The organism is Pseudomonas sp. PIC25, assembly GCF_002286785.1.
Lineage (GTDB): Bacteria > Pseudomonadota > Gammaproteobacteria > Pseudomonadales > Pseudomonadaceae > Pseudomonas_M.
In genome coordinates, this window is the sequence record NZ_MUJY01000048.1 from 1 (window position 1) to 25,324 (window position 25,324).

At 61.9% G+C, this 25,324-nt stretch carries 25 protein-coding genes; 18 read left to right on the forward strand and 7 right to left on the reverse strand.

The genetic code is table 11. The features are described from left to right. The first annotated feature begins 331 nt into the window (after positions 1–331). Genes BZL41_RS28800 through BZL41_RS27740 form a run of 3 tightly spaced genes read left to right on the forward strand, consistent with a single transcriptional unit; the run spans position 332 to position 3,777 of the window. Entirely contained in the window at positions 332–2,194 is a 1,863-nt protein-coding gene (locus BZL41_RS28800; protein ID WP_143518021.1) for an RHS repeat protein, read from the forward strand. 9 nt (positions 2,195–2,203) lie between these two features. Next, positions 2,204–3,124 (forward strand): RHS repeat-associated core domain-containing protein, encoded by a 921-nt coding sequence (locus BZL41_RS28355; RefSeq protein WP_095598260.1) that lies wholly within the window; start codon positions 2,204–2,206, stop codon positions 3,122–3,124. After that, a complete protein-coding gene (locus BZL41_RS27740) occupies positions 3,121–3,777 on the forward strand; it encodes a hypothetical protein (protein ID WP_143518022.1) in 657 nt (218 codons plus the stop codon). Before BZL41_RS28355 ends, BZL41_RS27740 begins: the two co-directional genes overlap by 4 nt. 188 nt (positions 3,778–3,965) lie before the next feature. On the opposite strand, the gene BZL41_RS04925 is transcribed toward BZL41_RS27740, so the two are convergent. Continuing rightward, positions 3,966–4,178, reverse strand: a complete 213-nt coding sequence (locus BZL41_RS04925) for a hypothetical protein (RefSeq protein ID WP_095598261.1) — start codon at positions 4,176–4,178, stop codon at positions 3,966–3,968. 499 nt (positions 4,179–4,677) lie between these two features. Between BZL41_RS04925 and BZL41_RS04930 the strand changes: the two genes are divergently transcribed. The 3 genes from BZL41_RS04930 to efp all read left to right on the forward strand — a co-directional run bounded on the left by BZL41_RS04930 (position 4,678) and on the right by efp (position 6,824). After that, entirely contained in the window at positions 4,678–5,013 is a 336-nt protein-coding gene (locus BZL41_RS04930) for a hypothetical protein (protein ID WP_095598262.1), read from the forward strand. Positions 5,014–5,079: 66 nt separating this feature from the next. Further along, positions 5,080–6,213: an elongation factor P maturation arginine rhamnosyltransferase EarP gene (earP, locus tag BZL41_RS04935; RefSeq protein WP_095598263.1), complete on the forward strand. Its 1,134-nt coding sequence runs from the start codon at positions 5,080–5,082 to the stop codon at positions 6,211–6,213. 44 nt (positions 6,214–6,257) lie between these two features. After that, entirely contained in the window at positions 6,258–6,824 is a 567-nt protein-coding gene (gene efp, locus BZL41_RS04940) for an elongation factor P (protein ID WP_084333956.1), read from the forward strand. A gap of 55 nt (positions 6,825–6,879) precedes the next feature. Here efp and BZL41_RS04945 read toward each other — a convergent pair whose 3' ends face one another. After that, entirely contained in the window at positions 6,880–7,896 is a 1,017-nt protein-coding gene (locus BZL41_RS04945) for an alpha/beta hydrolase (protein WP_095598264.1), read from the reverse strand. Positions 7,897–7,922: 26 nt separating this feature from the next. Next, positions 7,923–8,348 (reverse strand): organic hydroperoxide resistance protein, encoded by a 426-nt coding sequence (locus BZL41_RS04950; RefSeq protein WP_084333954.1) that lies wholly within the window; start codon positions 8,346–8,348, stop codon positions 7,923–7,925. A 249-nt stretch (positions 8,349–8,597) separates the two neighbouring features. On the opposite strand from BZL41_RS04950, the gene BZL41_RS04955 reads away from it, so the two are divergent. The 11 genes from BZL41_RS04955 to madM all read left to right on the forward strand — a co-directional run bounded on the left by BZL41_RS04955 (position 8,598) and on the right by madM (position 17,613). Further along, complete coding sequence (locus BZL41_RS04955) at positions 8,598–9,491, forward strand: LysR family transcriptional regulator (RefSeq protein ID WP_095598265.1); 894 nt, start codon at positions 8,598–8,600, stop codon at positions 9,489–9,491. 136 nt (positions 9,492–9,627) lie between these two features. Further along, positions 9,628–10,236 carry a tRNA-uridine aminocarboxypropyltransferase gene (locus BZL41_RS04960; RefSeq protein WP_095598266.1) on the forward strand — a complete coding sequence of 203 codons (609 nt, stop codon included), beginning with the start codon at positions 9,628–9,630 and terminating at the stop codon, positions 10,234–10,236. A 91-nt stretch (positions 10,237–10,327) separates the two neighbouring features. Then, on the forward strand, positions 10,328–11,992 hold the full coding sequence (gene mdcA, locus BZL41_RS04965; protein WP_095598267.1) for a malonate decarboxylase subunit alpha: 1,665 nt from the start codon (positions 10,328–10,330) through the stop codon (positions 11,990–11,992). Beyond that, the gene (locus BZL41_RS04970; protein WP_095598268.1) at positions 11,992–12,849 is read left to right on the forward strand and encodes a triphosphoribosyl-dephospho-CoA synthase; all 858 of its coding nucleotides are present in this window, start codon (positions 11,992–11,994) and stop codon (positions 12,847–12,849) included. The genes mdcA and BZL41_RS04970 overlap by 1 nt, the downstream gene beginning before the upstream one ends. A gap of 3 nt (positions 12,850–12,852) precedes the next feature. After that, the gene (locus BZL41_RS04975) at positions 12,853–13,152 is read left to right on the forward strand and encodes a malonate decarboxylase subunit delta (protein ID WP_095598269.1); all 300 of its coding nucleotides are present in this window, start codon (positions 12,853–12,855) and stop codon (positions 13,150–13,152) included. Next, complete coding sequence (locus BZL41_RS04980) at positions 13,145–13,996, forward strand: biotin-independent malonate decarboxylase subunit beta (protein ID WP_095598270.1); 852 nt, start codon at positions 13,145–13,147, stop codon at positions 13,994–13,996. The genes BZL41_RS04975 and BZL41_RS04980 overlap by 8 nt, the downstream gene beginning before the upstream one ends. Next, positions 13,993–14,799 (forward strand): biotin-independent malonate decarboxylase subunit gamma, encoded by an 807-nt coding sequence (gene mdcE / locus BZL41_RS04985; RefSeq protein WP_095598271.1) that lies wholly within the window; start codon positions 13,993–13,995, stop codon positions 14,797–14,799. The genes BZL41_RS04980 and mdcE overlap by 4 nt, the downstream gene beginning before the upstream one ends. A gap of 11 nt (positions 14,800–14,810) precedes the next feature. Next, a complete protein-coding gene (locus tag BZL41_RS04990) occupies positions 14,811–15,449 on the forward strand; it encodes a malonate decarboxylase holo-ACP synthase (protein ID WP_095598272.1) in 639 nt (212 codons plus the stop codon). Further along, positions 15,446–16,381 (forward strand): malonate decarboxylase subunit epsilon, encoded by a 936-nt coding sequence (mdcH, locus tag BZL41_RS04995; protein ID WP_095598273.1) that lies wholly within the window; start codon positions 15,446–15,448, stop codon positions 16,379–16,381. The genes BZL41_RS04990 and mdcH overlap by 4 nt, the downstream gene beginning before the upstream one ends. Positions 16,382–16,441: 60 nt before the next feature. Next, positions 16,442–16,843: a malonate transporter subunit MadL gene (gene madL, locus BZL41_RS05000; protein WP_095598274.1), complete on the forward strand. Its 402-nt coding sequence runs from the start codon at positions 16,442–16,444 to the stop codon at positions 16,841–16,843. Positions 16,844–16,848: 5 nt separating this feature from the next. Beyond that, positions 16,849–17,613, forward strand: a complete 765-nt coding sequence (madM, locus tag BZL41_RS05005; RefSeq protein WP_095598275.1) for a malonate transporter subunit MadM — start codon at positions 16,849–16,851, stop codon at positions 17,611–17,613. A 130-nt stretch (positions 17,614–17,743) separates the two neighbouring features. Here madM and BZL41_RS05010 read toward each other — a convergent pair whose 3' ends face one another. The 4 genes from BZL41_RS05010 to BZL41_RS05025 form a co-directional block, all read right to left on the reverse strand. Continuing rightward, the gene (locus tag BZL41_RS05010; RefSeq protein WP_084333943.1) at positions 17,744–18,661 is read right to left on the reverse strand and encodes a LysR substrate-binding domain-containing protein; all 918 of its coding nucleotides are present in this window, start codon (positions 18,659–18,661) and stop codon (positions 17,744–17,746) included. A gap of 53 nt (positions 18,662–18,714) precedes the next feature. Next, entirely contained in the window at positions 18,715–20,073 is a 1,359-nt protein-coding gene (locus tag BZL41_RS05015) for an HlyD family type I secretion periplasmic adaptor subunit (protein ID WP_095598276.1), read from the reverse strand. Positions 20,074–20,197: 124 nt separating this feature from the next. Continuing rightward, entirely contained in the window at positions 20,198–22,348 is a 2,151-nt protein-coding gene (locus BZL41_RS05020) for a type I secretion system permease/ATPase (RefSeq protein ID WP_095598278.1), read from the reverse strand. 30 nt (positions 22,349–22,378) lie between these two features. Further along, on the reverse strand, positions 22,379–23,734 hold the full coding sequence (locus BZL41_RS05025) for a TolC family outer membrane protein (RefSeq protein ID WP_095598277.1): 1,356 nt from the start codon (positions 23,732–23,734) through the stop codon (positions 22,379–22,381). A 459-nt stretch (positions 23,735–24,193) separates the two neighbouring features. Between BZL41_RS05025 and BZL41_RS05030 the strand changes: the two genes are divergently transcribed. Further along, positions 24,194–25,324, forward strand: a 1,131-nt coding sequence (locus BZL41_RS05030; protein ID WP_143518023.1) for a retention module-containing protein, incomplete at its 3' end; no start/stop codon positions are given.

Below are 25,324 nucleotides of genomic sequence, written 5' to 3' on the forward strand. Positions count from 1 at the left end.
GCAGGGCTTGTCGGCCTGCACAACAGGCCGGATATAAGACTGCTCCTACCTACACGCCAGCATGATTACCGATTGAGCTCCGGGAGGCGTCCATATAAGTTTCCCTAGTATATGGGCTGCTGAGCTGGCATCCCTAGTTATAAAGAGAGATGGTGCTGAATATAAGACTACCTATTCCTCATATGATGTTTATGGGAACCCGGGGCTGATAGTTGAGCAAGGCCCAAATGGTGGGGCACGGTCAACAACTAGAACGTATCACATTGATACTTCGAAGTGGATAGTAAAAAAACTGAAGGATGAGGTTCTCAATGGTGCAAGCACGAAGAGAGTGTTTAATGCCAATGGAAGCTTGCTTGAAGAAATAGTGGATGGTGTAAAAACTTCTTTTACATATGATAGTCAGGGGAATTTGGCAACAAAAACTATGCCACGAGGGATTGTTCATAGTTTTTCTGACTATCACCGTGGGATAGCTCAGACTGAATCACAAGAAGAGGGTGTTTTCGTTTATAGAAATGTAGATGATGCGGGTAATGTGATCTCTGAAACCAATGGTGAAGGGCATACAACCTATTACGAATATGATGCTTTGAATAGAGTCCTCTCTATTTCATATCCTTCAGGAAACCCTAGACGAATGGTATATGGGTTAAATAATGAGACAGCTACGCGTGGCTCTCTCATAGAGTCTGTCGAATATGATGGCTTTGGCCGCCCAAAAGTAATCACTAAGGGGAATGTGGTTACGACCTATAAGCATGATGGGCAAGGGCGTAAAATATATGAGTCTAATCCTGATTCTAGTGTAGGGACATCCTATAAATATGATGCTTTAAATAGAATTGTGCTCATAACCTATGCCGATGGGATGTTTAAAAAAATCGCGTATGGAGCCGGAACACAAACGATTACGGATGAGCGCGGAAAAACGATAGTGATGGGTTTTAGGTCTTATGGGGATCCCAATGAACAGTATCTAATAGCACTAGCGACGCCTGAAAGTGAATCCAATATTATCATGAATCGGAATGTGCGTAATTTGATTACGTTAGTTCATCAGGGAGGAGTAACTCGTAAATATGGGTATAATGAGAATTTTTATTTGACATCAATTGATAATCCTGAGACAGGGGTTACTACTTATGAAAGGGATATGGCTGGGAATATTGTATCATCAAAGGTTGGAACTTCTCCAGTTACGATTTATAGCTATGATAAAAGAAATCGCTTGACGAATATTGATTATCCTGGTGACACTGCAAGTGTAATAAATACATACACAAAGACCGATAAGGTTTTGACTTCCTTGGTTGGTGGGATAGTTCGAAGATATTCGTATGATCCTAATGATAATTTGATTGAGGAGTTGCTGGAGGTTGATGGTGGTAAGTTTTCAACAAATTACTATTTTAATTCGAATGATCAGCTTGAGGCAATAAAATATCCGGTTTCGGGTCGTGTAATTAATTACTCTCCAGATGTATTGGGTCGTCCCACTAGGATATCTGGGTTTATTAATAGAATAGAATATTGGTCCTCTGGTCAGTTTAAGTTAATTGAGTATGTAAATGGAGTTTTTAGTAGATACGATCAAAATGCCCGGCTATGGCCCGGCAGTTTTCAGGTCGGTAGAAGTAACTCTTTATATGCAAATAGTGCCTATGGTTACGACGGCCAAGGGAATTTGACTAGTATCGTTGATTCGATCGATAGTCGTTATAATCGGACGCTAGTTTATGATGGGGTTAATAGACTTGTCGGTGCGACGGGGCCGTGGGGGAACGGAAATATAACCTATAGCGGTGCTGGGAATATTAAAAGGAAAGTTTATGGGCAGTACGAGTTGAATTATAGTTATGACAGTGCAAATAGATTGTCTGCTATCTCTGGAAGTCTGAGTTCGGGATTTTCATATGATATCTATGGTAATGTCATTGGAGGTTATGGGAAAGTCTACAAGTATGATGGTGCACAGAACTTGGTATGTGTAGATTGTGCTTCTGGAAATGCCATCCGGTTTTCTTATGATGGATCAAATAAGCGTGTTGTTGTGTCTAAGGGTAACGTAAAAACTTACGAGATATACTCTAAAGATACACTTCTGGTTGAATATTCCCTTGAGCAACCAAGTAAGCTTGTTGAGTATATTTATTTAGATGGGAAACGGGTTGCTCAAGTCGTAAATCAATAAGGAGAAGTGATGAAGAGTATATTTTTCGGTCTTTTAAGGGTAATTGTATTTTTCACGGCTTGTGTTGGTTTGGTAGAGGCCCAAACTGTCACTTTTTTCCACAATGATATTTCCGGAACGCCTCTTTTAGCAACTGGCGAAACAGGGAGCGTGTTGTGGCGAGAAAATTACCACCCCTATGGAGGTAAAATTAATAAAGAAAGTGCGAGCTTAGGTAATAAGATAGGTTTTCATGGCAAACCATATGACGATGCTGTAGGCCTATCTTATATGGGGGCTCGCTATTATGATCCTGTTGTTGGTAGATTTCTTAGCATGGATCCGCAAGGGTTCAATGAGGAAAATATTCATAGTTTTAATCGCTATGCCTATGCCAATAATAATCCCTATAAATATGTTGATCCTGACGGGGAACTGCCTGTCCTGGCTGTTCCTCTGATTATTAAAGGCGTAGACTTGGCTTTAACGGCAGTTGATCTGTATGCGGCAACTCAGACTGGAGGAGCTACTGGGCTTATAAAGTCAGTGGCTGAGAATGCCGTTACAAGTGTAATTCCAGGCGGAAAAATAGCTGCCAAGATAGCGGATAAAGTCCATGATGCTGCATCACTTAGTAAGACGATACATGGTAATAGTAAGCTCAGCGATAAGCCGCAAATTGGCTACGAAATTGTAGATAATTTTACTGGTAAAGTTGCTAAGACAGGAATAACAGGGGCCAAGCCCAATAAGGATGGGAGTGCCCCAAGAGCAATTAGCCAAGTTAATAAGTGGAACCGTGAGCCAGGTAATGAGGGGCGTTATGAGGCTAGATATCCATATAGAGACTCTGGAGGGGAGGGGGCCCGTCTGAGAGCCTTAGAGTGGGAGAAAGGAAATGCTGAGAAGCTCCGTAGTGAACTTGACCCGATGAGGCATAGCCGGCCATGATTCTCAAGGAAATTTATGTTTATCCTGATCTTGTTGAGTTTCCTCAAGAATTAACAAGTTCGTTTCGTGATTATAGTAGGCATATTTGTAATTATCTTGAGCGTGCGCTTAGGTTAATTAAATTTGAAACAAAAGGTTATTATAAGTTGGCGGTAATAGGATGTTCTGATATTGCTCCTAGGGCCTTTGTTAATTCGTCGGGGGCTCTTGGGGTGAAAGTATCATTTAAGTCTGAGCAATACTTAAATATTCCAATTGAGCGTGTTCCTGATTATATTTCTGATATGTTAAGGTCCGGCATCAATGCTTGTCCAGATGAATACCCATTACCCAAGGAGCAATTGCTAGCTGCGCTCGATGAGTTGAGAGGGGCAGGTTTCAAGAATGGGTGGGTTCATAAGGAAAAGAAATCAGCGAAGCTAGATATGTTGGCGCAGTTATATTGTAGTATGACAATGCAGAATTTTTCATTGGAGATAAGGGTTTATCAAAAAGGAAAGATGATATGTCAGAAGGAACTGCTGAGAACGGTGCCTGATGAGATTGTCTTTTTGCCGAAGTTAAGAGAGTATAAAACTCTTAAATTATCTGACGAATATGCAGAGGTGCATGGGCCTGAAAGCAGCATTTTAGCAAGAGTGTCTTTTGGTTAATGTGCGGTTTATAAAAGGCCCGATGTCCGGGCCTTTTATGGGTAGGATTTTCCAAAGGATTGTATGGCTAGCATTATGGCTTGGATTTACACAATTAGCTCCATTTCGTCCATTACCTGATCGATCTTTTCCTTGAACGGTTTCAACAAACAATACAACAAGCAACCATGCAGTTTTTGGTCGGCGGACTACAGTAGTTCCAATAACAGTGTCATAGCGCCGCCAAGGTCGTTGAGTTGGGATTGAACGTGTTCCAACTGCTGAAGCTCTTCAATTACGACAGCCAACTCGTTGAGGCGGGTGTCGAAAGGTTCTAGGCGGAGCAGTGCGCTGTCAGTGTTGCGGAGCTGCTGTAGTGATGTGTGCAGTCTGTTCAGGCGAGCGAGGGCGGTGGTGGGCATGGGTTGGCTTCGGCATAAAAAAATTCTCAAAGACCGCATGACTGCGGCTGCTCAGTCTGAGAATCAGGACGCCAATCCCGAGCTACCGATAAGGGCAGCGGAAAAGAGCCTATCTGCAAGTTCAGCTCTGTTCAAGCATTTGGCCTGCAGCGCAATGCAGGCCGCCCTATGCTATCTGACCACCTCCGACTCCCTGGCCGGCTGCTGCCGCTCCGGCGCATTCTCGCGCCGATCAGGCGGGGGATTACGTTCGGAGCGGTCTTCGCCGGGCAACTCCAGGTCGTTGGGGTGGTGGATGTCTATGCCGGGTTCTTTCGGGGCGCTGCTCATGGGTGACCTCGTGGGGGTGGGCATTCACCCAGCTTTGGAAAGAGGGGCGGGGGGATCGTTCGGGGGATGGCGCCGAGCGGTCTGGCGGGAACCCGGCTAAGGTGTAATACGCTTCGGAGGTGCGTTGTCGCATCATGGCGTTTCTATCTGACGCGAATCGGAGAACAAGATGAAAAAGGTGTTCGCATCGATCAAGGCCGCGCCTCGCCGGGCCTGGGCGTTGACGGGTATTCCGCGGGCGCTGGCGGCGCTTTCCGCTGGTTTGGCGAAGCGGGGTTGGTATGCGGCGGGTGCGGCCGTGCGGCATCCGTTTCTGTTCATGGGGTTGCTGCTGGTGCTCTGGGGTGCGCATTACCGCTGGTTGACCGCCACGTCCAAGCTGGAGCTGATGGCCGGGGCGCTGGCGTCGGTCTATGTGTTCTTCTTCTATTTGGCGCAGGTGCGCGAGAGCCGGGCGCTGCTGAAGGCGGAGTATCCGGCGGCCGGCAAGCAGCTCCCGCAATAGCCTGTCGAGTGTCTCGCCCGGGCGGTAAGATGCGCGCCTCTATCGGTCTTGCCTGCCGGGTGATGGATGAAGCCTCTCTGGGACATTTTCTGCAGCGTCGTCGATAACTACGGCGATATCGGCGTGACCTGGCGCCTGGCCCGGCAACTGGCGGTCGAGCATGGCCAGGCGGTGCGTCTGTGGGTGGATGACCTGCATTCGCTGGTGCGGCTCTGCCCCGAGGTCGATCCCGACGCGGCGCAGCAGGTGCAGCGTGGCGTCGAGGTGCGACGGTGGGCGTTGCCGTGGCAACCGGTCGAGCCGGGGGATGTGGTGATCGAGGCGTTCGCCTGTCACCTTCCGGCTGAATTCGAGGCGGCAATGGTGGAGAAGCCGCGCCCGCCGCTGTGGATCAATCTGGAATACCTCAGCGCGGAAGACTGGGTGGGCGGTTGCCATGGCCTGCCGTCTTTCCAGTCGAATGGCTTGCAGAAGTTCTTCTTTTTCCCCGGTTTCACCCCGGAGACCGGTGGGTTGTTGCGCGAGCAGGGGCTGATTGCGCGGCGGCGGGCGTTCCAGGCCGATCCGGCGGCGCAGGCCGCTTTCCTGCAATCCATCGGTGTGCAGCGGCGCCCCGGTGCTCGCCTGATCTCATTGTTCGCCTACGAAAATGCCGCGCTGGGCAGTTGGCTGGAAGCTTTGGCGGCGGATACGCAGCCGACTCAGTTGTTGGTGCCGGAAGGCCGGGTGCTGAAGGATCTGGAGCGTTGGCTGAGTACCTGTGGCCTGGCGGCGCACGATCAATACAAACGCGGCGCGCTGCATGTCCAAGTGATTCCATTCGTCGAGCAGGACGCCTATGACCGCTTGCTTTGGTGCTGCGATTTCAACGCGGTGCGCGGCGAGGATTCCTTCGTGCGGGCGCAGTGGGCCGGGCGGCCGATGCTCTGGCACATCTATCGGCAGGAAGAAAACGCCCACTGGCTGAAACTCGATGCCTTCCTGGGGCTCTACCGGAAAGCGTTGCCGCCTGCTGCGGGTGCGGCTCTGGGCGCGCTGTGGCATGCCTGGAATGCCGAAGAGGACATGGGGCCCGCCTGGCACGGGCTGCAACGGGAATGGACCGTGGTGGCCGAGCATGCCGAGCGCTGGTGCCGGGAACAGGCAGAGCAGACCGATGTCGCGGCAAGGCTGGTGCTTTTTTACACAAATTGGCTATGATACGCGGCCTGTTTTTTGTCACTCATCCAAATCGGATATCCCGTATGAAAACCGCACAAGAATTTCGCGCTGGCCAGGTAGCCATCATCAACGGCGCTCCCTGGGTCATCCAGAAAGCCGAGTTCAACAAATCCGGCCGTAACGCGGCGGTCGTCAAGATGAAGCTGAAGAACCTGCTGAACGGTTCCGCTACCGAGACCGTGTTCAAGGCCGACGACAAGCTGGAGCCGGTCATCCTCGAGCGTAAGGAAGTAACCTACTCCTACTTCGCCGACCCGCTGTACGTATTCATGGATGCCGATTTCAACCAGTACGAAATCGAGAAAGACGATCTGGAAGGCGTTCTGACCTTCATCGAAGACGGCATGACCGACGTCTGCGAAGCTGTGTTCTACAACGACAAGGTGATTTCCGTCGAACTGCCGACCACCATCGTTCGCGAAATCGTCTACACCGAGCCGTCCGTCCGTGGCGACACGTCCGGCAAGGTGATGAAGACTGCCCGTCTGAAGAACGGTGCCGAGCTGCAGGTTTCCGCGTTCTGCGAAATCGGCGACTCCATCGAGATCGATACCCGCACCGGCGAGTACAAGTCCCGCGTCAAGGCGTGATCGCCTCGCGAGACGACAAAAAGCCCGGCGAGCCGGGCTTTTTTGTGCCTGCGTTTCACTGCAGGTGCTTTTTCAGTTCCTCCGAGGCCTGCTGCAGGGCCGAGCGGGTGGCGGGAACCCGGCTGAGCACGTTCAGCAAGCCGAAGTCGTGGATCATGCCGTTGTAGCGCACGGCGGTGACGGGCACGCCGGCCGCGTCCAGTTTGCGGGCGTAGGCTTCGCCCTCGTCACGCAGCACGTCGAACTCGGCGGTCTGCACCAGTGCCGGCGGCAGGCCCTTGAGCTGGTCGGTGCTGGCTCGCAGCGGCGAGGCGTATATTTCCGCCCGCTGCCCGGCGTCGGTGGTGTAGCTGTCCCAGAACCACTTCATCATGTTGCGGGTCAGGAAGTGCCCTTCGGCGAACTGCTGATAGGAGCCGTTCTCGAAGCTGGCATCGGTGACTGGCCACAACAGCAACTGGAACTTCAGCGCCGGAGTGCCTTTTTCCTTGGCCATCAGGGCGACCACCGCGGCCATGTTGCCGCCGACGCTGTTGCCGGCTACCGCCAGGCGCGAGCCGTCCACGCCGATTTCCTTGCCATGCTCGGCTACCCAGCGGGTAGCGGCATAGGCCTGGTTGATCGCGGTGGGGTAGTGCGCTTCCGGCGAGGGCGTGTAATCCACGTAGACCGCCGCCACGCCGGAGCCGGCCACCAGGTCGCGAATCAGCCGTTCATGGGTGGGGAAGTCGCCGAGCACCCAGCCGCCGCCGTGGAAGAACATGGTGGCGGGCAATTCACCCTTCTCGCCGGCCGGGCGCACCACGATCAGCTTGATCGATTGGCCGTCGACCGCGATGGTCTTCGCGCTGACGTCCGCCTTCGGCAGTTCGAGCTGGACGCTGGCCTGGGCGCCGCTCAGTACGGCCCGTGCGTCTTTGGGCGACAGTTGTTCGAGCGGCTTGCCGCCGCCGGCCGCCAGGGCTTCGAGGAAGGCCTGGGTGTTGTGCTCGACGCCGGGGCTACCGGCGGCGAAGGCACTGTTGACAGCCAGGGCAAGGGCCCCGGCGCCGAGAAGGGTACGGATGTTCATGTTCGTTCTCCGAATGGGGCTTTGAGTCAGACCAGGGTCAAGGTGACGTCGATGTTGCCGCGAGTGGCGTTCGAGTACGGGCAGACGATGTGGGCCTTCTCGATCAGCGCGCGGGCTTCGTCGCGGTCCATGTCGGGCAGGGTGATCTTCAACTCGACTTCGATGCCGAACCCGTTGGGGATGGCGCCGATGCCAACCACGCCCTCGATCCAGGTATCCGGGGATACGCGGTGCTTGTCGCGGGCAGCGACGAACTTGATGGCGCCCAGGAAGCAGGCCGCATAGCCAGCAGCGAACAGTTGCTCCGGGTTGGTGCCTTGGCCACCGGCACCGCCCAGTTCACGTGGGGTGGTCAGGCTGACGTCAAGCACGCCGTCGGAGGAGATGGCGCGGCCATCGCGGCCACCGGTGGCTTCAGCGGATGCACGGTACAGGACGTTTTCGATGCTCATGTTCGGAATCTCCAATCGGTAGGTGGTTGCCTAATACTTTGCGACGTTTAATTTTGCGCGCTAAGTAATTTGGTAGGACAGAATTTAGCGATCATTTGTTTAGTGCGCAATATTTATTTGAAGATGATTTCGCGATAAGCACCCGGGCGAAATGGAATAAGATCGGATCGAGAAGGTGAATCGAAGCGGTGGATGTCTTGGCTCTGCCCGGAGGTTAGACTGTGTCGCTCGTCACAAGCGCCCGTTCCCATGCCTTCCGACCTTCCCGATCTGAAACTGCTGCGCATCTTCGTCTGCGTCGTCCGTCACCAAGGCTTCGCGGCGGCCCAGCAGGAGCTGAACCTGTCCACCTCGGCGATCAGTACCTACATGAGCCAGCTTGAGTCCCAGCTCGGTATCGTGCTGTGTCATCGGGGGCGGGGCGGTTTCAGCCTGACCAGCAAGGGCGAGCTGTTCTACCAAGAGACCTTGCGCCTGTTCGGCGAGTTGGAGGGGTTCGAGCGCTATTCGGCGGCGCTCAAGGGCGAGTTGCGCGGCACGCTGAACCTGGGCGTGCTGGATTCCACCGTCAGCGACCCGGCGTTGCCGCTGGCCGAAGTGATCGGCGCCTACAGCCAGGAACATCCTGCCGTCCATCTGCACCTCTCGGTGACCAGCCCCTACGAGCTGCAACTGGCGGTGCTGGACAATCGCCTGGACCTGGCCATCGGTGCGTTCTCCACGCGGATGAACGGCTTGGTCTACCAGCCGCTGTACCGCGAGCAGCACTGGCTATACTGCAGCGAGCGCCACCCGCTGTTCGCCGAGCGACGCATCCCGGCGGAGCTGATCACCCAGCAACGCATGGTCGGCCGCGGCTACTGGAGCCAGGCCGAGCTGGCGCGGCATGGCTTCAAGCACAGCGCGGCCACCGTGGAGTCGATGGAGGCGCAGCTGATCCTGATTCTCTCCGGCGCCTACATCGGCTATCTGCCGGAGCACTATGCACAGTCCTGGGTCGACCAAGGCCGGCTGCGTGTCCTGTTGCCGGCCACCTTCGGCTATCAGGCGCCGTTTTCCCTGATCCTGCGTCGCGGGCGCAGCCGCGAACCGCTGATCCAGACCTTTCGCGATCTGCTGCGGGCGCACGTGAATCCTCGTTGAAGACAGGGCATTTACGCCGATAGCGTCTACAGTGAGGGCATTAGGGCGGAGGAAGCGCGGGGCTGAGGGGCTCTGCGCTTCGAGGCAGGGACGCCTCACTTGCCCTGTGGCACACTGCGCGGCGAAGGAGATACCGATGCCACGCCCTCGTTGCCCCCGCTGCACCCGCCCGCCGAATCACTGCCTTTGTCCCTTGATTCCCCATCTGCCGAGCCGCAGCCGGGTGCTGATCCTGCAGCATCCCAGCGAGGAGCGGCATGCCCTGAATACCGCGCGGCTGGCGCAACTGGGCCTGGAGAATGCCGAGCTGCGGGTGGGCGAGGCCTTCGACGAGTTGCCGGCGCTGCTCGCCGACCCCACCTATAGCCCCTGCCTGCTGTTCCCCGGCGACGGGGCGCAACCATTGGCGCCGGTCCCGCCCGATGCCCGGCCGACGCTGCTGGTGGTGCCGGACGGCACTTGGCGCAAGGCGCGCAAGCTGCTTTATCTCAATCCCGCACTGGCCGGTTTACCGCGCGTCGCATTACCCGAGGGGCTGACCTCGCGTTATCGCCTGCGCAAGGCGCCGGAACCCGGGGCACTGTCGACCCTGGAAGCGATCGTTGCGGCGCTGGGCATTCTCGAAGCGCCGGCCTGCTTCGACGTGCTGCTCAGGCCTTTCGAGGCGCTGATCGAAGGGCAGATCGCGGCCATGGGCGAGGAGACCTTCCAGCGCAACCACGGCAATTTTCGAGAGGATCGTTAACCCAGGCGTAACGATTGCGCGCCGAGGTTGATTGATGCGTTTCCGCTGGCTGCTTACCGTGACTCCACCCAGCGGAACCCGTGGAGTCGACATGACAACAACAATTTCCCCTCCGCCGCACTGGTCGCGTCGGCGTGCCGAAAAGCAGCGCCGCCTCGACCTGGTGCGCGGCCTCGCCGATGGCGTGGTGCTGCCCAGCGAGCGGATCGTCGCCGCCCTCGAAGCGCTGATCGCCCCCGGCGATCGGGTGGTCCTCGAAGGCAACAACCAGAAGCAGGCGGACTTCCTTTCCCGCGCCCTGGCCAAGGCCGATCCCGGCAGGCTGCACGACCTGCACATGATCATGCCCAGCGTCAGCCGGGCCGAGCACCTGGACCTGTTCGAACGCGGCATCGCCCGCAGGCTGGATTTCTCCTTCGCCGGCCCGCAGAGCCTGCGCATCGGCCAGTTGTTGGAGGATGGCCTGCTGGAAGTCGGCGCGATCCATACCTATATCGAGCTGTACTCGCGCCTGCTGGTGGACCTGATCCCCAATGTCGCCCTGGTCGCCGGCTTCATGGCGGACCGCCACGGCAACGTCTACACCGGGCCGAGCACCGAAGACACGCCGGCCCTGGTGGAGCCCACTGCCTTTAGCGACGGCATCGTCATCGTCCAGGTCAACCAATTGCTGGACGATACCGCCGACCTGCCGCGTGTGGACATTCCGGCCTCCTGGGTCGATTTCGTGGTGGTGGCGGACCGGCCGTTCTACATCGAACCGCTGTTCACCCGCGATCCGCGCCACATCAAGCCAGTGCATGTGCTGATGGCGATGATGGCGATCCGTGGCATCTACGAGAAGCACAAGGTGCAGTCGCTCAACCACGGTATCGGCTTCAATACCGCTGCCATCGAGCTGATCCTGCCCACCTACGGCGAGCGCCTGGGGCTGAAGGGCAAGATTTGCCGTAATTGGACCCTCAACCCGCACCCGACGCTGATTCCCGCCATCGAGACCGGCTGGGTAGAGAGCGTGCATTGCTTCGGCACCGAACTGGGCATGGAGGACTACGTCGCTCAGCGCCCGGACGTGTTCTTCACCGGCCGCGACGGCTCCATGCGTTCCAACCGCCTGATGTGCCAACTGGCCGGGCAGTACGCGGTGGACCTGTTCATCGGCGCGACTCTGCAGGTGGACGGCGACGGTCATTCCTCCACCGTCACCCGTGGCCGCCTGGCGGGCTTCGGCGGGGCGCCGAACATGGGCCACGACCCGCGCGGCCGGCGCCATGCCACGCCGGCCTGGCTGGACATGCGCGCCGAGCCGGAGGCCCTGCTGGAACGCGGCAAGAAGCTGGTGGTGCAGATGGTCGAGACCTTCCAAGAGGGCGGCAAGCCCACCTTCGTCGATACCCTCGATGCCGTCGAGGTGGCGAAGAAAGCCGGCATGCCGCTGGCGCCGGTGATGATCTACGGCGACGACGTGACCCACCTGCTCACCGAAGAGGGCATCGCCTACCTGTACAAGGCCCGTTCGGCCGAGGAGCGCCGGGCAATGATCTCAGCGGTGGCCGGGGTGACCGCCATCGGCCTGCGCCACGACCCGCGTGGCACCGAGCGGATGCGCCGCGAAGGGCTGATCGCCTTGCCCGAAGACCTTGGCATCCGCCGTACCGAAGCCAGCCGCGAGTTGCTGGCGGCGAAAAGCATCGCCGATCTGGTCGAGTGGTCCGGTGGCCTCTACAACCCTCCGGCCCGATTCAGGAGTTGGTGATGCGGCTACGTGAAGCACGACAGCTTTCCCTGGCCGAACAGCTCGCCGACCTGGCCGTCGAGGCGCTGATCGACGAGGCCGACCTGACGCCCAAGCCGGCCCTGGTGGACCGGCGCGGCAGCGGCGCCCATCGCGATCTCAGCCTCGGCCTGATGCACGCCTCGGCGCTGGCCTTGTGGCCGATGTTTCGCGAGATGGCCGACGCAGCAGGCGAGGCGGGAGCGATCGGCCAACCGTTGCGCGAGGCGCTGGGCCGCATCGGTCGCGACGGCGAGGCACAGATGCTCGCCACCACCGGCGGGGTGAACACCCATCGCGGAGCGATCTGGGCGCTCGGGCTGCTGGTGGCCGCTACGGCCCTGGCGCCGGACGACTGCGCTCCCGCGGCCCTGGCGTTGCGCGCCGCGCGGATCGCCCTGATCGAGGATCGCCAGGCGCCGACCCCGGACAGCCACGGTGCGCGCATGGCCCGGCGCTACGGTGCGCGGGGCGCTCGCGAAGAGGCGCAACTGGGCTTCCCCACGCTGCTACTGCACGGCCTGCCGCGCCTGCAGGCCAGTCGTGCGGCCGGGGCCGGCGAGGCACATGCCCGTCTCGATGCCTTGCTGGCGATCATGGCCGAGTTGGTCGACACCTGCGTGCTCTGGCGCGCCGGCCTGGCGGGCCTGAACAGCATGCAGCGCGGCGCCCGCGCGGTACTCGAGGCCGGCGGTTGCGCCAGCCTCGCCGGGCGTCGGCGGCTGCGCCTGCTGGAAGCCGATCTGCTGCGCCTGAACGCTTCGCCGGGCGGTGCCGCCGATCTGCTCGCCGCCTGTCTGTTCATCGACCGCGTCGGCGGTCTCTCCGGGAGTCACTGAGTCATGGAAACCCTGTCCTTCGAATTCCCCGCCGGGCCGCCGGCGCGTGGTCGCGCCATGGCCGGCTGCGTCGGTTCCGGCGACCTGGAAGTGCTGCTCAAGCCCGGCCGCGCCGGGACCCTGGCGATCCGTGTGATCACCTCGGTGAACGGCAGCGCCCAGCGCTGGCAGAACTTGTTCGAGCGCATGTTCCGCGAGCAGACGCCGCCGGCGCTCAGCATCGACATCCACGATTTCGGCGCCACGCCCGGCGTGGTGCGCCTGCGTCTGGAGCAAGCCCTGGAGGAGGTGGCGTATGGCTGATACCGCCGCATTGCTGCGCAGTCGCAGCTTCGTCGAACTCGGCGCCCGCCAGCGCGCCCGTGCCCTGCTGGATGCCGGCAGCTTCCGCGAACTGCTCGATCCCTTCGAGCGCGTCGAATCGCCCTGGCTGGCGCGTCAGGGCATCGTGCCGCAGGCCGACGACGGCGTGGTCCTGGCCAAGGGCAGCCTCGACGGCGAGCCGACGGTGGTCGCCGCCATTGAGGGCAGCTTCCAGGGCGGCAGCCTGGGCGAAGTGGGCGGGGCGAAGATCGCCGGCGGTCTGGAGCTGGCCATCGAGGACAACCGCCAGGGCATCCCGACCCGCGCGGTGCTGCTGCTGGAGACCGGTGGCGTGCGCCTGCAGGAGGCCAACCTCGGCCTTGCCGCCATCGCCGAAATCCAGGCCGCCATCGTCGAGTTGCGCCAGTTCCAGCCGGTGATCGGTGTGGTCGCCGGGCCGGTCGGCTGTTTCGGCGGTATGTCCATTGCGGCCGGGCTGTGCAGCTACCTGCTGGCCACCCGCGAGGCCCGCCTCGGACTCAACGGGCCACAGGTGATCGAGCAGGAGGCCGGTATCGACGAATATGACTCCCGCGACCGTCCCTTCATCTGGAGCCTGACTGGCGGCGAGCAGCGTTTCGCCACGGGCCTGGTGGATGCCTACGTCGCCGACGACGTGGAGACGATTGCGGCCGAGGTACGTCGATTCTCCCGCCTGGGGCGACCGGATCTGGAGCGCAGTCGCCGGTACGCCTGGTACCTGGAGCGGCTGGCGCGTTTCGATGCCTCCCGCCAGGCCGACGCCGAAAGCGTTCGCCGCGTTTATCAAGGAGATCCGACATGACTGCCACTTTTTCCCGACGCGGCCTGGCCTGGTTCGAGGGTCTGACGGCGGGCGCCATGCCTGTTGCCGGTTTGCCGGCTTCCCTGCGGGTGGCCGATGCCGAACTGGAAGGGCGCCGGGCGCGCTTCCTTGCCGTGATCGCCGACCCCGCCAACCGTTTTCCCAGGGCCGCTGATGGTGAGGTCGGGCTGTTGGAGGGCTGGGGGTTGGCCCAGGCGGTTGACGCAGCGATCCAGTCCGACGCTGGCCGTCCCGACAAGCGCGTGCTGGTCGCCATCGTCGACGTGCCCAGCCAGGCCTATGGCCGCCGCGAGGAGGCTCTGGGCATCCACCAGGCCCTCGCCGGCGCGGTGGACAGCTATGCCCGCGCGCGGCTGGCCGGCCATCCGCTGGTCGCGCTGCTGGTGGGCAAGGCGATGTCCGGCGCGTTCCTCGCCCATGGTTATCAGGCGCAGCGGCTCATTGCCCTGGGCGATCCGGGGGTGATGGTGCATGCCATGGGCAAGGCGTCGGCGGCGCGGGTTACGCTGCGTAGTATCGAGGAGCTGGAGGTGCTGGCAGCCACGGTGCCGCCGATGGCCTACGACCTCGACAGCTACGCCTCCCTCGGCCTGCTCTGGGAGACGTTGTCGGTGCGTAGCGTCGAGCAGCCGGACGCGGACGATCTGGCGCGGGTGAGAGCCTGTCTGAAGCTGGCGGTGGACGATATCGAACGCGGCCCGCGCGACCTCGGCGGTCGTCTCGGTGCGGCCAACCGCGCGGCGTCGCGAGATGTGCGGGCGCGCCTGCGCGAGCAGTGGTAGGGCCGGTGGCCATGGCTTCCATCGACCGCGCCATGCTGCGTCCCCATGACTTGGTCTGGGGACTGACGCCCGAGCAGTTGCCGGCGGACGCCCCGGCCTGGGTGAGCGAAACCCTGCGCGAGCGGCCGCCGGTGGTGATCCGTCGTGCGCCGGCCGAGCCCGGCTGGGTGCCGGTGGGGGTTCGGGGGCGCGGTCGTGAGCAGCGCTATGCCACCTGGCTGCGCCTCGACCGGCTGACCCGCAAGGTCAGCCCGGAAGCCCTGGCCCGGGCACGCCGTTGGCGGCGCCATGCCCAGCCGCAGTGGCCGGTGCTGCGCGCCCTCGGGTTGTTGCAGGCGCGGCTGGATGGCTGCGGGCTGTGCTGGGGGCCGACCGGGAGCGCCGGTTTCGAGCTGGCCAGCGGCTTGCCGGCGCTGCATCCGGCCAGCGACTTGGACCTGCTCCTACGCACGCCGGCGCCGCTCGGCCGCGAACAGGCGCGGCAGTTGCTGAGGCTGCTGGACGGCATGCCTTGCCCGGTGGACGTGCAACTGGAAACGCCGAACGGTGGCATCGCCTTGCGCGAATGGGCGAGCGGCGCGGCCAGGGTCCTGCTCAAGGGACGCGAGGGCCCGGCGCTGGTCGCCGATCCCTGGGAACTGGCGCAATGAGCGCGCTCTGGAGCTTTCCGGGGCAGGGTGCGCAGCGGCCCGGCATGTTGCACGCGCTGCTGGAGCTTCCGCCGCTGCACGACTGCTTGGACGAAGCAGGCGACGTGCTGGGCGAGGACCCGTTGCGGCTCGACAGCGCCGAGGCGTTGCAGGACACCCGTGCCGTGCAGCTCTGCCTGCTGCTCGCCGGGGTGGCTGCGGCGCGCCTGCTGATGGCGCGTGGCCTGGAGCCGGATTACGTTGCCGGGTTGTCCATCGGTGCCTATGCGGCGGCGGTGACGGCCGGGGCATTGGATTTCGCCGATGCCGTGCGCTTGGTATCGCTGCGCGGCCGGTTGATGCAGGAGGCTTACCCGGCTGGCTACGGCATGACCGCGATCAACGGCCTCGACCTGCCAACCGTGGAGCGGCTGGTGGATGAGGTCCGCAGCAGTGGCTCGCTGGTCTACCTGGCCAATATCAACGCGGATAACCAGGTGGTGATCGCCGGCAGCGAAACGGCCATGGCCGCGGTGGCGGGGCTGGCCCGCGAGGCCGGTGCCGGCGCGGCCAAGCGTCTGGCGGTCAGCGTGCCGTCCCATTGCGAACTGCTGGCGGGGCCGGCGCAACGGCTGGCCGAGGCCTTCGCCATGGTCCGCCTGCGCCGCCCGCAATACCGCTACCTGAGCGGCAGCAACGCCCGCCTGCTGGTCGATCCGGACAAGCTGCGCGACGACCTGGCATTCAACCTGTGCCGCGTCGTCGACTGGCAGGCCGCCTTGCGCTCGGCCCGCGAGCGCGGCGTACGGCTGCATCTCGAATTGCCGCCCGGCACCGTGCTGTCCGGCCTGGCCCGGCGTGTGTTCGAACCCTGCCGGATCATCGCCTTCCAGGGCACCCGTCCGGATTCGCTGGACGCCTTGCTGCGTCGGGAGGTAAGCCAAGAGCCATAGCCTGCGTGCTTTTCGAAGGACAAGAACAACCCACTTCGATCCAACCGGAGGACAACAATAATGATCATCTACGGTGTCGCTTTCCTGGCCCTCTGCACCCTCGCGGGCCTTCTCATCGGAGAATTGCTGGGCAAGCTGCTCGGCGTCCCCGCCAACGTCGGCGGTGTCGGCATCGCCATGCTCCTGCTGATCTTCATTGGCAGCTACCTGCACAAACGCGGCCTGATGAACGCCAAGTCCAACCAGGGCGTGGAGTTCTGGAGCGCGGTCTACATTCCCATCGTGGTCGCCATGGCGGCCCAGCAGAACGTGCTGGGTGCGCTCAGCGGCGGGCCCATGGCGATCCTCGCTGGCGTCGCCGCGGTGGTGCTCAGCTTCGTCATGCTGCCGGTGCTCGACCGCTTCGGGCAAAAGAAGCCGGTGGCGGCCACCGCCGATAAACCCCTGAGCGTGCAACGGTGACCGCCATGTACGAATCCATGCTGAAAGTGATCACCGGCTACGGCCTGATCAGCGGTTTCGCCGTCATCGGCGTCACCATGTGGTTCTCCTACTGGCTCTCCGACAAGGTGACCCACGGCCGCCTGCACGGCTCGGCCATCGCCATCTTCCTCGGACTGGTGCTGTCCTACGTCGGCGGTGTGGTGACGGGCGGGCAGAAGGGCCTGGTGGACATCTCGCTGCTGTCCGGCATTGGCCTGCTCGGCGGCGCCATGCTGCGCGACTTCGCCATCGTCGCCACGGCGTTCGGGGTGAACATCGACGAGCTGAAACGCGCCGGGGTGTCCGGGGTGGTGTCGCTGTTCTTCGGCATCTTTATCTCATTCATCGCCGGGGTGGCGGTGGCGCTGGCCTTCGGCTACACCGACGCGGTGAGCCTGACCACCATCGGCGCGGGGGCGGTGACCTACATCGTCGGCCCGGTGACCGGCGCGGCCATTGGTGCCAGCTCCGAGGTGATGGCACTGTCTATCGCCGCCGGTTTGGTGAAGGCGATTCTGGTGATGGTGGCGACACCCTTCGTCGCGCCGCTGGTCGGTCTGAACAACCCGCGCTCGGCGGTGATCTTCGGCGGGCTGATGGGCACTTCCAGCGGTGTGGCCGGCGGACTCGCTGCCACCGATCCGAAGCTGGTGCCGTATGGCTGTTTGACTGCTGCCTTCTACACGGCCTTGGGGTGTTTGCTCGGGCCGTCGTTGTTGTTCTTCATGATGCGGGGGCTGATGGGTTGAGTTGGCGATAGCCCTGCGTGGTCCTGTCCCGGATTGCGCTGGGGCTTATCCTGGCTACGGAGAGGTGGCGGCAGTTTCGCCGTGTTTTCGACCCTCTTCCGTAAACGGGAGAGGGACGCAAGCGATGGCGTCAGGCGGGGTGTTTCAGGCTGTACATGCGGCATTCGGCGAGCAGGGCGAGGAGGTTCGGGTCGCGCTCCTTGGCCTTGAGGAACACTACGCCGATGTGCTGCTGCAACTGGTACCGCGCCTGTAGCGGTACCAGCCGTACCCGGCTTTCGTAAACTGCGGCGATTCGCCCCGGCAGCAGGGCGTAGCCCACGCCCGAACTGACCATGCTGAGCAGGGTGAAGATGTCGTTCACCTGCATCGCCACCTTGGGTTCGAAGCCGGCCTGCTGGAACACCCGCACGCCATCCTGGTAGGTGGCGAAACCGGGGGTGAGGGTGATGAAGGTCGCTTCGCGCAGGTCGCCCAGATCCACGTCCGCCTGCTCGGCGAACGGCGAGTCGGCGGGGCAGGCGAGGAAGATGTCGTCGGAGAACAGCGGCAACTGGGCGCAGTCCGGGTCGCTGACGCTCTCGTTGAGCGAGACCAGGATGGCGTCCAGTTCCATGTTTTTCAGCTTGTAGAACAGATCGACGTTGGAGCCGAGGATCAGGTCGATGTTCAGCTCGCTGCGCCGCAGCTTCAGCCCCATGATCAGTTGCGGCACCGTCTTCACCGTCAGCGAGTAGAGCGCGCCCAGCTTGAAGCGTTCGGCGGAGAAGCCGGCGGCCTCGCGGGTCAGGCGTACCGTCTCGACCATCTCCTGGATCAGGTTCTGGGCGCGTTCTTCCAGCACGTAGGCGCTTTCCAGCGGCGTGAGGGTGCGCCCTTCATGCTTGAACAGCGGGCAGCGCAGGGCGTTTTCCAGGGAGTGGATGGCGCGGTGGACGCTGACGTGGCTGGTGTTCAGTTCCGCTGCGGCGCGGGCAAGGTTGCCGCTGCGCATGAAGGCGAGAAAGATCTCCAGCTTCTTCAGGGTCAGTTCTTCGTCGATCAGCATGGGACGGCTTCTCCGGGACCGCTCCGATTGTGCCGGAAAGTCCCGGGGCCGTCCTAACGTTCCCGCAGCGCTTCGGCGCGTGCCTTCAGCACCGGCTTGAGCAGGTAGTCCAGCACGCTCTTTTCGCCGGTGATGATATCCACGGTGGCGATCATGCCGGGGATGATCAGCAGCGGGTGTTCGTCACTGCCGAGGTGGCTTTTCTCGGTGCGCACCTGGATCAGGTAGAAGCTCTTGCCTTCCTCGTCGGTGATGGTGTCGGCGCTGATCAGTTCGAGATCGGCCTTGAGCCCGCCGTAGATGGTGTAGTCGTAGGCGCTGAACTTGACCATCGCCTTCTGCCCCGGATGGAGGAACGCCACGTCCTGCGGGCGGACCTTGGCTTCGATCAGCAGGCTGTCTTCCAGCGGTACGATTTCCAGCAGGTCGCTGCCCGGCTGGACCACGCCGCCGATGGTGTTGACCTTGAGCTGCTTGATCACGCCGTGTACCGGCGAGACCACGGTGGTGCGGCTGACCCGGTCCTGGATCGCCAGGCCGGTGGCGGTGATCTTCTGCAGTTCGGTGCGGACTTCGTTGAGTTCCTTGAACGCGTCGGAACGGAAGGCCAGCACGGATTCCTCGATCTTGCTCTTGATCTCGCCGACCGCCGCTTCGGCGCGGGGAATCGCCAGGGTGGTGGCGTCCAGCGAGCCGCGCATCTCCACCGCGCTACGGCGCAGGCGCAGCACTTCCACCTCGGAAATGGCGCCGGTGCCCACCAGAGGTTGGGACATGTTCAGTTCCTGCTGGATCAGCCCGAGGCTGGAGCGGTACTGCTGGGCCTTGGCGCGGAATTCGGCAAGTTCCTGTTCTTTCTGCCGGAGTTGTTCCTGGAGCGTGCGCTGTTCGCTCTGCAGGCGTTGCTGGCGCGAGTGGTACAGGGCCTGCTCGTCTTCCGCCAGTTGCGGAGCCTTGCGCCGGACCTCTTCGGGAACCGCCATGGGGCGGCCTTCTGCCTCGGCGCTGAGGCGTTCGATGCGCGCGACCAGCGCCAGGCGGTCGGCTTCGGTTTCGCCCTTGTTGGAGAGGAAGCGGGTGTCATCGAGCCGAAGCAGGGTGTCGCCCTTGTCCACCACCTGGCCTTCGCGGACGAAGATTTCGGCGACGATGCCGCCTTCCAGGTTCTGCACCGTCTGCACCTTGCTGGACGGAATGGCCTTGCCTTCGCCGGTGGTGACTTCCTCGAGCACGGCGAAGCGGGCCCAGAGCAGGGCGACGATCAGGAATATCGCCACGCTCCACACCGTGACGCGGGTCAGCCAGGGGGAATCCTCCAGGACCGCGCCCTGGACCTCGGGCATGAATTCCAGGTCCGGGCGTTGCCGGCCCAGACCGGTGAAGTAGCCGAAGATCATCTGTGACAACGCCATGCTGGTACTCCTGGCACACATATCGGGTCGCGCCGCTTCAGTCCTGCCGGGGCGGGGCGCAACCCGTACTTCTCCGGCTTCCGATACCTCCGTTCCTCCATGGTTTCTTCCATGATCGCCTGTCTCAGGCGGATGCCGTGCCAACCCGGCCCTTGCGCAGGGCCTCGATCACGGCGTCCTTCGGCCCATCGGCGACGATGTGCCCGTTGTCCACCACCACCAGCCGCTCGACCAGGCTGAGCATCGAGGCCCGGTGGGTGATGAGCAGCAATGTCTTGCCCTGGGCCAGCCGTTGCAGGTGGTTGCGCAGGGCGTCTTCGCTGGTGTTGTCCAGCGCGCTGGTGGGTTCGTCGAGCAGCAGGATCGGCGGGTCGAGCAGCAGGGCGCGGGCCAGCAGCACCTTCTGCCGCTGGCCGCCGGACAGCAACTGGCCACGCTCGCCCACCGGGCGGTCGAAGCCCTGTGGGTGCTGGCGGGCCAGTTCGTCGACGCCGGTCAGTTCGGCGACCTCCAACATCCGCGCGTCGCTGACGTAGCGGGCACCCAGGGTCAGGTTGTCGCGCAGGCTGCCGGCCAGCAGCGGCAGGTCATGGGCCACGTAGCCGATCTGGTGGCGCAGGTCGGCGACGTCGAGTTGGCGCAGGTCCAGGCCGTCGAGGAGGATCTGGCCTTCGTCCGGTGCGTAGAAGCCCATCAGCAGGCGCGCCAGGGTGCTCTTGCCGGAACCGCTGCGGCCGATGATGCCGATGCGTTCGCCAGGAGCGATGCGCAGGCTGACGTTACTCAGCGCGGCGGCGCTCTGGCCGGGGTAGCGGAAGGTTACCTGGGCGACGTCCAGCGCGCCCTTGAGCTGGGTACGCTCGAACGGCCGCTGCGTGGCCTGGCGTTCCTGGGGCAAGGCCATCAGCGCGTCGGTGCTCTTCATGGTCAACCGCGCTTGTTGGTAGCGGGTGATCAACCCGGCGATCTGGCCGAGAGGGGAGAGCACGCGGCTGCCGAGCATGTAGCAGGCGACCAGTGCGCCGACGCTGAGGTTGCCGGCGATGATGGCGTACACCCCGGCGACGATGGTCGCCATGCCGGCGAACTGCTGGACGAACTGGGTGCCGTTGGTGGCCAGCGAGGACAGGAAGCGGGCATGGCTGTCGAGGCGGGTGAGGGCGCCGTGGGTCTTTTCCCAGCGGTGCTGGCGTTCGCTCTCGGCGCCGCAGGCCTTGAGGGTCTCCAGGCCGCCGAGGGTTTCCACCAGCAGCGCCTGGCGTTCCGAGCCCAGGGCCAGGCTCTTCTGCACGGTGTCGCGCAGGCGCGCCTGGATGATCAGCGCGAAGATCGCGGTGATCGGGAAGGCCAGCAGCGGGATTGTCACCAGCCAGCCGCCGAGCAGACCGATGACAACGATCATCAGCGCGGCGAAGGGCAGGTCGATCAGGCTGGTCAGGGTGACCGCGGTGAGGAATTCGCGCAGGCCCTGGAAGTCATGGATGCTCTGGGCGAAGCCGCCGACCGTCGCCGGCCGAGCCTTCATCGCCATGCCGGTGATGCGTTCGAACAGGGTGGCGGACAGCACCACGTCGGTTTTCTTCCCGGCGGTATCCAGCAGATGGGCGCGCAGCACCCGCAGCAGCAATTCGAAACCGGTGCCGATCAGCAATCCAATGGCCAGGACCCAGAGGGTCGCGGTGGCCTGGTTCGGCACCACGCGGTCGTAGGTCTGCATGACGAACAGCGGCACCATCAGGCCGAGCACGTTGACCAGCAGGCTGGCCACCAGGGCATCGGTGTAGAGCCAGCGCGACAGCTTGAGGGTGTCGCGGAACCAGGCTTCCACACGCGGCACCAGCGGCGTGCGGGCTTCCTCCAGTTCGTGCCGGGGGCGGGCGAAGAACGCCTGGCCGGCATACTCGGCGGCCAGTTTTTCCCGATCGACCCACTGCTGGCCGCCTTCCGCCTCGCTGGGCAGGATCAGCGCCTGGTTCTTCGGCCCCCACTGGCGCAGCACGGCGCTGCGGCCGTTCTTCAACAGCAGCAGCACCGGCAGGTTGAGCGATGAGATGGCCCCCAGTTCACGGCGCAGCAGCCTTCCCTGCAGGCCGGCGCGCGCGGCGGCGCGGGGCAGCAGGTCGGTACTCAGGCGCTGCTCGGGCAGGGGCAGGCCGGCGCTGAGGCTGGCCCGGCTGGCGGAGCAGCCGAGCAGTTTGCAGAGGATGAGCAGGCCATCGAGCAGCGGGTCATCGTGACTCAGCCGGGGATCGCCTGCGGGTATGGCCTGCTCCATCTTGGTCACGTTCAACTGCTCCGGTGGCCGTTACTTCATGGCCGGCAGTCGAGCCTCGCTCTTCACCTCGGTGAGGGCTACCGCTTCGGCCGGGACTACGATGTTCTGCTTGCGCAGCAACTCACCCATCGCCGCGATCACGCGGTACATGGAAAACTCTTCGGTGTAGCGCACCTCGACGTAGCGGCGGTTCGCGGTGAACAGCTCGTTGTCGCTGTCCAGCAGGTCGAGCAGGCTGCGCTGACCGAGGCCGAACTGCTGCTGGTAGGCCTCGCGGACGCGGGTGGTGTAGTCCGCATAGTCGCGGGCCGGCTTGGTCTGCGCACGGGCGTTTTCCATGGCGTTCCAGGCCAGCGCGAGGTTTTCGTTGAGCTGGCGCAGCGCGTTGTTGCGGATGTCCATCGCCTCGTTGATCTGGTAGGCACTGGATTGCAGGCGGGCTTTGTCGCGCATGCCGTTGAACAGGTTGTAATTCATCACCACGCCGGCGCGCCACGAGTTGTAGTGGCCTTCGTCGCCCTGCACGTTGTCGTTGGCGCTGGTGGCCAGTTCGACGTCGAAGCGCGGATAGAACGGCGACTTGGCGACCTCGTACTGCTTCTCGGCGGCCTGGACGTCGGCCTGGGCCGATTTCAGGTAGGGGTTGTTTTCCATCACCAGTTGCCGGGCCGCGCTCAGGTCGGCGGGCAGCTCTCCCTTGATCGAGGCCGGGGCTTCGAGTTCGTCCGGCATGCGCCCGACCACGCTGAAGAAGTTCGCCTCGGCGTCGGCCAGGTTGATCTGTTCGGTGTACAGGTTGTTTTGCGCCAGGGCCACGCGCGCTTCGGACTGATCGACGTCGGCGGTGCTGCCCACGCCGCGCTCCTTGCGCAGACCGATCTGATCGTTGACGCGCTGGTGGCTGAGCAGGTTGTCCTTGGCCAGCGTCACCAACTCGCGCCGCTTGAGCACTTCCAGGTACACCTCGACGGTGCGCAGCGCCAGGCTCTCGGCCGTGCCGAGCAGGCGGTAGGCGCGCGAATTCACCACCGCTTCGGTACGCGCGACTTCGTTCGGCGTGTTGAAGCCATCGAACAGCATCTGCCGCAGGCGCAGCTCGGCGGTGGTGTTGTTCAGCGTTTCGGTGTGGTGATCGCCAAAGGCACGGGTACTCGGGCTGTCGGTGTGTTCGCGGCCATAGCCGACCAGCATGTCGACGGTGGGCAGGTAACCGCCCTTGGCGATCTTCACGTCTTCGTCCGAGGAGAGCCGGCTGTGGGCGTTGGCCTGGATCTCGGGGTGATTGTCCACAGTGCTCTGAATGGCTTCCGACAGGTTCATCGCCTGGGCCTGACTGTAAACCATGACCAACAGCATGCTGGACCAGAGGGGGGTTAAAGCGCGCATGGGAATGCTCTCCTTAAAAGAACTTCGAATCCTGTCGTCAAATTAATGACGTTTTTTCCTTAAAAACCGTATCAGGACTGTAACATCACAGCTAAGGTCATCTTTTAAAAAAGCTCAGAAGATTTTGTCATAGAAAATATGACTAAATATTCTTATGCAATTTTTCTTAGATAAGCACATTGTTCGCTTTGTCAGGCCCCGATATTAAAGGTTTTCATTGATTTATCGGGCGAAATGATGGCCAGGGCACGGTCTAGGGTGAAGGGCGGGAAATCAACCGGTTGAAGTTGTACGGCGTGGCTCAAAAATACGACAGTTTTTTGTCGCGTATTTTTTAAACAAAATTTTGGCGCCGTCCTTTACAGCGTTTTTTCTCCCCATAACTCCCGTTCGAAGAGCCCTCCGGCCCTCTGAAGGAATCGTCGGCAGAGGCCGATTCGTTGTTTGCGGAGGATGGACATGGCTACGTTGATCGGTGTCGTCAGACAGGTCGTGGGAGAGGTGTATGCGGTCGCCAGCGATGGCGGGCGGCGTCTCCTCGTGGAGGGTGATCGGGTATTCGCCGGCGAGCAGATCGTCACCGGACCGGAGGGCGCAATCTCCATCGCGCTGGCCAAGGGCGGGGGACTGGAGCTCGGACGGCAGAGCGAACTGCTGTTGGATAGCCAGTTGCTGGTGGAGGGCAACGGTACATCGGCCGAGCAGACGGCTGCGACCGCGCCGAGCGACCAGGACCTGACCGACGTCGAAGCCCTGCAACGTGCCATCGCGGCGGGTGCCGACCCGACCCAGATCGGTGAAGCCACCGCGGCCGGCCCGGGGGCCGGAGCGGGCGGTGCCGGCGGTGGGGGCGGCGGGCACTCGTTCGTTCTGTTGGACGAGGTGGGGGGAGCCGTCGACCCGGTGATCGGTTTCCCCACCGAGGGACTGGGTTTCAGCCCGCTGTTCCCCGAGGCCGATATCGTCGCCGCCGAGCCGGAAGAACCGGCCGCGCCTGACTTCACGCCGGGTGTGGAAGTGATCTATGAAGATTTCGAAGGCGAGGTGATTGCTGGGCCGGGCGTCGTCGACGAGGCCGCCCTGGTGGATGGCAGCAACCCGGAAAGCAATGCCGAGCAGGCCCAGGGCCGGCTGATCGTCAGCTCGCCGGACGGCGTGGCCGCCGTACAGGTGCAGGACCGTGACGGCAACTGGATTGACGTCACCAACGGCGGCACTGTGCAGGGTGTGTACGGCACCCTGGTGGTCGATGCGGCAGGCAACTGGACCTACACCCTGAGCGATGCGACCCAGGACCACAGCGGTACGGGCACCGGTGCGGCCGACCAGGTCGGGGAGAGCTTCGGCGTACGCGTCATCGACAGCGATGGCGACATCTCTCCGGTCAGCTCCCTGAATATCACCGTCTATGACGACGGCCCCAGTGCAGCCAACGACAGCGCCAGCCTGGGCGAAGACACCGCCAGCGTCTCCGGCAACGTACTGGACAATGACAATGCCGGAGCCGACGGCGGCAAGACTGTCACCACCCCCGGCACCAGCAGCGGTAGCTATGGCCAGTTCGTGCTAGGGGCGGACGGTGCCTACACC